Source organism: Nocardioides sp., from assembly GCF_050699375.1.
Taxonomy (GTDB): domain Bacteria; phylum Actinomycetota; class Actinomycetes; order Propionibacteriales; family Nocardioidaceae; genus Nocardioides.
In genome coordinates this window covers 1-5,707 of the sequence record NZ_JBOHDN010000154.1, presented here as the reverse complement: position 1 = coordinate 5,707, position 5,707 = coordinate 1, and the positions used below count along the sequence as shown (strand labels likewise).

General features: G+C 68.2%; 4 protein-coding genes. 2 read left to right on the top strand and 2 right to left on the bottom strand.

All coding sequences use genetic code 11. The features are described 5' to 3' along the window. Nucleotides 1–136: 136 nt before the first annotated feature. The gene (locus ACRDPS_RS11495; protein WP_431501771.1) at nt 137–730 is read right to left on the bottom strand and encodes an N-acetyltransferase family protein; all 594 of its coding nucleotides are present in this window, start codon (nt 728–730) and stop codon (nt 137–139) included. 308 nt (nt 731–1,038) lie between these two features. Between ACRDPS_RS11495 and ACRDPS_RS11490 the strand changes: the two genes are divergently transcribed. Beyond that, entirely contained in the window at nt 1,039–2,283 is a 1,245-nt protein-coding gene (locus ACRDPS_RS11490) for an ABC transporter substrate-binding protein (RefSeq protein WP_431501770.1), read from the top strand. 71 nt (nt 2,284–2,354) lie between these two features. Here the strand turns inward: ACRDPS_RS11490 and ACRDPS_RS11485 are convergent, their stop codons facing one another. Beyond that, nucleotides 2,355–2,825 carry a hotdog fold thioesterase gene (locus ACRDPS_RS11485; protein ID WP_431501769.1) on the bottom strand — a complete coding sequence of 157 codons (471 nt, stop codon included), beginning with the start codon at nt 2,823–2,825 and terminating at the stop codon, nt 2,355–2,357. Between the two features lie 61 nt (nt 2,826–2,886). On the opposite strand from ACRDPS_RS11485, the gene polA reads away from it, so the two are divergent. After that, nucleotides 2,887–5,574, top strand: coding sequence for a DNA polymerase I (gene polA / locus ACRDPS_RS11480; protein ID WP_431501768.1), 2,688 nt, complete (start codon nt 2,887–2,889; stop codon nt 5,572–5,574). The last annotated feature ends 133 nt before the right edge of the window (nt 5,575–5,707 follow it).

The following is a 5,707-nucleotide window of genomic DNA, read 5'->3' as shown; positions in this document are numbered from 1 at the left end:
CGAGCTTGCTCGTCCGTTCGCGCCGAGCAAGGAAGATCCGCCGCCGAAGGCGGCCGGGCTGAGGACGTACGTCCCGAGTGGGTGAGGGCCCCGGAGCGACCGCTCCGGGGCCTTCACCTCATTCTCTCGGGGCTTGTCAGGCGACGGTGTGTGAGCGCCGCTGGGATCGCCGGGCCGCGAGCAGCTCGCCGACGGCGCTGGACTGCTTCGGGGCACGGTTCGTCCGGGCGTGGTGGGGCAGGACCCGGGCCAGGACGGCTAGCCGGGAGCGTACGACCGCGGTCGGTGCCACACGCATGACGGCGTGCGAGCCGAGACCGAGGCGGGCGAGGAAGCGGTTGCCGTCGCGACCGCCGGCGGCAGCGGCGGCCACGATCGTCCCGATCCCGCGCTCCTCGGCGAAGACGACCGCGGACTCCATCAGAAGCCGACCCACGCCGCGGCGGCGGAAGCTGGAGGTGACGTGGGGTGCGAAGATCTGGACCGTCGGCTCCAGGTTGAGCGGTCCGAAGGTCGTCGCGCGGATGAAGACGGCGCCGACGGGCTCGCCGTCGCACTCCGCGATCAGCAGCCGCTGGTCGGGCGTGCCCTGGGCGCCCTCGATGATGGTCTCGAGGTCGCAGAGCTGCTCTGGGCCATCGGCCATGCGCAACGCGTCCTGCCAGATGCCGAGGAGGAAGAGCGCGTCATCGGCTCGTGCCTCCCGCACCGTCACCGGCACCCTGCTCATCGAGTGGCTCCTCGACGGGCGCGGTGCGTACAGATCATCACAATTCCTCCACGATCGAGCGGTTCTCTGGCGGGAGATGGATTCCACGAGTGATCATGGGTCCACGGAGCCGATAATACGGAGCCGACAATGGCGGCAACCCAGGCAATGATGCCATGGGGGAGATGTAACAGAATGGTGAAAAGACAGGTCCCTCGGGTGCTTCACCCACTGTGCGTCTCTAATGTGTCTCCGCAAGGTCCGACCTGAGCCGGGCCAGCCCATACGAAAGAGGGACTACAGCAGTGAACTCATCATCCTCTACCTGGGTGAAGCTGACCGCGGGCGCCGGCGCCTTGGCGCTCGGCTTCACCCTCGCCGCCTGCGGCGGCGAGACCGCATCCGAAGAGCCGGAGAAGAAGGCGGCCGCCAAGGGCGACGGCACTCTCACGGTCGGTCAGCTGCTCCCGCAGACCGGCAGCCTCGCCTTCCTGGGCCCGCCCGAGTTCGCCGGCGTGAACCTGGCCATCCAGGAGATCAACGCGGCCGGAGGCGTCCTGGGCAAGGACGTCAAGGCCGTCCCCGGCGACGAGGGCGACAGCAACTCGGGCATCGCCCCGGCCGAGGCCGACAAGCTCATCGCGGCCGATTCCGACGTCATCATCGGCACCGCCTCCTCGGGCGTGGCGCAGACCGTGGTCGACAAGGTCATGTCGTCCGGCACGGTCCTGTTCTCGGGCGCGAACACCTCCACGTCGTTCGACGAGGGCAAGTACGCCAAGCCGGACCTCTACTTCCGTACGTCTCCCTCGGACATCCTCCAGGGCGCGGTCATGTCGAACCTCCTCCTCGAGGACAAGCGCACCAACGTCGCGATCCTGGCCCGCCAGGACGCCTATGGCGAGACGCTTGCCGAGCAGGTCAAGACCAACCTCGAGGGCGCCGGCTCCAAGGTCGCGACCACCTCCTTCTACAGCCAGGACGCGACCTCGTTCGACGCCCAGGTGAACGAGGTCGCCGGCTCTGGCGCCGACGCGGTCGTCGTGATCGGCTTCGAGGAGACCAAGAAGCTCATCCCGCAGCTGATCGCGGCTGGCGCGGGCCCGTCCCAGCTGCCGACCTACTTCGTGGACGGCAACCTCGCCGACTACACCAAGGAGTTCGGCAAGGGTCAGGTCAAGGGCGTCAAGGGCACGCTGCCCGGCGCCGAGTCCAGCGGTGACTTCCAGGCCAAGCTGAAGAAGGTCGACCCGAAGCTCAAGGACCACGCGTACGCCGCGGAGTGCTACGACGCCACGATCGTCTCGGCCCTGGCCGCGATCGCCGCGAAGAACGACTCCGGAGAGGCTGTCGCCGAGAAGATCGTCGACATCACCACGGGTGGCACCAAGGTCAAGACCTTCGCCGAGGGCGTCAAGGCCCTCGAGGCCGGCGAGGACATCGACTACGACGGTGTCTCAGGCCCGATCGAGCTGGGTGAGACCGGTAGCCCGACGGCTGCGTCCATCGGCATCTACCAGTACGACGAGAAGGGCGCCTACGCCCCGGTCAAGTACATCGCCGGACAGATCTGATCGTCTGCGATAGACACACGACAGCGCCCCGGAGCCGAACGGCTCCGGGGCGCTGTCGTGTCCGGTCTCGCTCAGGCCTTCGGCACGCGCTCGCTGTCGATGAGCGAGCAGGTGATCCGCGAGGTGCAGACCCGTCGGCCGCGGTCATCGGTGATCACGACCTCGAAGGCCGCCGAGCTGCGCCCGAGATGGATGGGAGTCGCGGTGCCGGTGACGATGCCCGAGGTGGCCGAGCGGTGATGGGTGGCGTTGATGTCGACACCGACGGCGAGCTTGCCCAAGCCCGCGGCGTGGAGGCCGGCGCCGGTCGAGCCGAGCGTCTCGGCGAGCGCGACCGAGGCGCCGCCGTGCAGCAGGCCGTAGGGCTGGGTGTTGCCCTCGACCGGCATCGTGCCGACGATCTTGTCGGAGGAGATCTCGATGATCTCGACGCCCATCTTGTCGTTGAGGCCACCCATGCCGTGGGGGAGCGAGGCGAAGAAGACCTCGCCCGCGGTCTCGCCCGTCTTCTCGGGCTGGTCGGTGGTCGATGCATCGGTCATATCCGCATCGTCGCATGTCGTCGGTGGCGCCGTTGTCGGTGGTCGTGGATAGAGTCGGCCTGTGGCTGATGTGAAGCGTGACCGACTGCTCCTTCTCGATGGGCACTCGCTGGCCTACCGGGCCTTCTTCGCCCTGCCGGTGGAGAACTTCTCGACCGTCACAGGTCAGAACACCAACGCCGTCTACGGCTTCACCTCGATGCTGGTCAACGTGCTGCGCGACGAGCAGCCGACGCATGTCGCGGTCGCCTTCGACCTCTCGCGGAAGACGTTCCGGCTGGAGGAGTACTCGGAATACAAGGCCAAGCGCAACAAGACCCCCGACGAGTTCAAGTCCCAGCTGCCGCTGATCCAGCGACTGCTCGACGTGCTGCACATCCGTCACCTCTCCCTTGCGGGCTACGAGGCCGACGACATCATCGCGACCTGGGTCACCCAGGGTCTCGACGCAGGGATGGAGGTGCTGATCCTGACCGGTGACCGCGACTCGCTGCAGCTGGTCACGGAGTCCTCGACCGTGCTGTATCCGATGCGTGGTGTCTCGGACCTGGCCCGGATGACGCCGGCCGCGGTCGAGGAGAAGTACGGCGTGCCGCCCGCGCGCTATCCCGAGATCGCCGCGCTGGTGGGGGAGGACTCCGACAACCTGCCCGGCATCCCGGGTGTCGGTCCGAAGACCGCCGCGAAGTGGATCAACACCTACGACGGCCTCGACAACGTGATCACCCACGCCGACCAGATCAAGGGCAAGGCCGGCGACAACCTGCGCGCCCACCTCGGCGACGTGATGCGCAACCGGCGCCTCAACGCTCTGGTGCGCGACCTGTCCCTGGAGCTCGCACCGTCAGACCTCGGTCGGATCGAGTGGGACCGGGCCGCCGCGCTGGAGCTGCTCGACGAGCTCGAGTTCCGGGGCGAGATCCGCACCCGGATCACCGACGTGCTCGCGCCCGAGGACGACGTCGCGGTCGAGGAGAGCGGGTTCGCGCTGGAGGGCGAGACGCTCGCTCCCGGCACCGTCGCGACATACCTGGCCGGGCTCGACACCACGCCCGTGGGGGTGCACGTGCGCGGGGCCTGGGGTTCTGGCACCGGCCGGGTGGACGGGTTCGGCCTCGCGACACAGGAGGGCGCTGCGTACGTCGGGGTGGAGGGGTTCACGCCCGAGGACGAGGCGGCTCTGGCCGACTGGCTCGCCGATGCGACGAAGCCGAAGGTCCTGCACGACGCCAAGGGGCCCGAGCTGGCGTTGGAGGCCCACGGCTGGACGCTGCGCGGACTGGTGACCGACACGGCGCTGTCGGCCTACATCGTGGCTCCCGACCAGCGTTCCTACGATCTCGCCGACCTGACGTTGCGCTATCTCAAGCGCGAGCTGAAGCACGAGGACGACGGCGGCCAGGACTCGCTCTTCGGCGACGAGGAGGTCGGTGGCGACGGCGTGGCGACCACCTCGATGCTGTACGCACGAGCGGTGCTCGATCTTGCCGCCGAGCTCGACTCGGCGGTCGAGGCCGCGGGTGGACACCGACTGCTCTCCGAGGTCGAGCTTCCCCTGCTGGACCTGCTGGCGAAGATGGAGCAGACCGGCATCGCGGTCGACACCGAGCACCTCGACGCCCTGGAGCGGCACTTCGCCGGCCAGATGAAGCAGGCGGCCGACGATGCCTACGGCGTGATCGGCAAGGAGATCAACCTCGGCTCGCCCAAGCAGCTGCAGGTGGTGCTCTTCGACGAGCTCGACATGCCGAAGACGAAGCGTACGAAGACCGGCTGGACCACCGACGCCGACGCGCTCCAGCAGCTCTATGTGAAGACCGAGCACCCGTTCCTCCTCGCCCTGCTGCGGCACCGCGACGTCACGAGGCTGCGGGTGACGATCGAGGGCCTGCTGAAGACGGTGCAGGACGACGGCCGGATCCACACCACGTTCAACCAGACGATCGCGGCCACCGGGCGACTCTCCTCGACCGAGCCCAACCTGCAGAACATCCCGGTGCGCACCGAGGAGGGTCGCGGGATCCGTAAGGGGTTCGTCGTCGGTTCGGGGTTCGAGTCGCTCCTGACGGCCGACTACTCGCAGATCGAGATGCGGATCATGGCGCATCTGTCCGAGGACGCCTTGCTGATCGAGGCGTTCCGCTCCGGGCGCGACTTCCACTCGATCACCGCAGCGCGTGTCTTCGGTGTCGACCCCGACGCGGTCTCGGTGGAGCAGCGGGCCAAGATCAAGGCGATGAACTACGGGCTCGCCTACGGCCTGTCCGCCTTCGGGCTCTCCCAGCAGCTCGCCATCGAGCCGAGCGAGGCGCGCGGGCTGATGGAGGAATACTTCGAGACCTTCGGCGGCATCCGCGACTACCTGCGCAGCCTGGTCGACGAGGCGCGTCGCTCCGGCTACACCGAGACCATCATGGGGCGGCGCCGCTACCTTCCCGACCTGCTCTCCGACAACCGTCAGCGGCGCGAGACCGCCGAGCGGATGGCGCTCAACGCTCCCATCCAGGGCTCCGCCGCCGACCTGATCAAGGTCGCGATGCTGCGGGTCCAGGCAGCCATCGAGGAGGCCGGACTCACCTCACGGATGCTCCTCCAGGTCCACGACGAGCTCGTCTTCGAGGTCGCGCCGGGGGAGCGCGAGGCGCTCGAGGCACTCGTACGCGAACAGATGGGCTCCGCCGCCGACCTCAACGTCCCCCTCGACGTCTCCGTCGGCACCGGCAGCTCCTGGCACGAAGCCGCCCACTGACCCCCGCCGAGACGTCACTTCTGCAGGCCGAGAGGTCACCCGCACAGGCCGAGGCGTCACCAATGCAGGCCGAGAAGTCAGTTCTGCAGGCCGAGAGGTCACCTGCGTCGGCCGAGACGTCAGTTCTGCAGGC

Coding starts and splice junctions, on each gene's coding strand:
- ACRDPS_RS11495 (WP_431501771.1), bottom strand. CDS start 730: ATGAGCAGGGTGCCGGTGACGGTGCGGGAGGCACGAGCCGATGACGCG.
- ACRDPS_RS11485 (WP_431501769.1), bottom strand. CDS start 2,825: ATGACCGATGCATCGACCACCGACCAGCCCGAGAAGACGGGCGAGACC.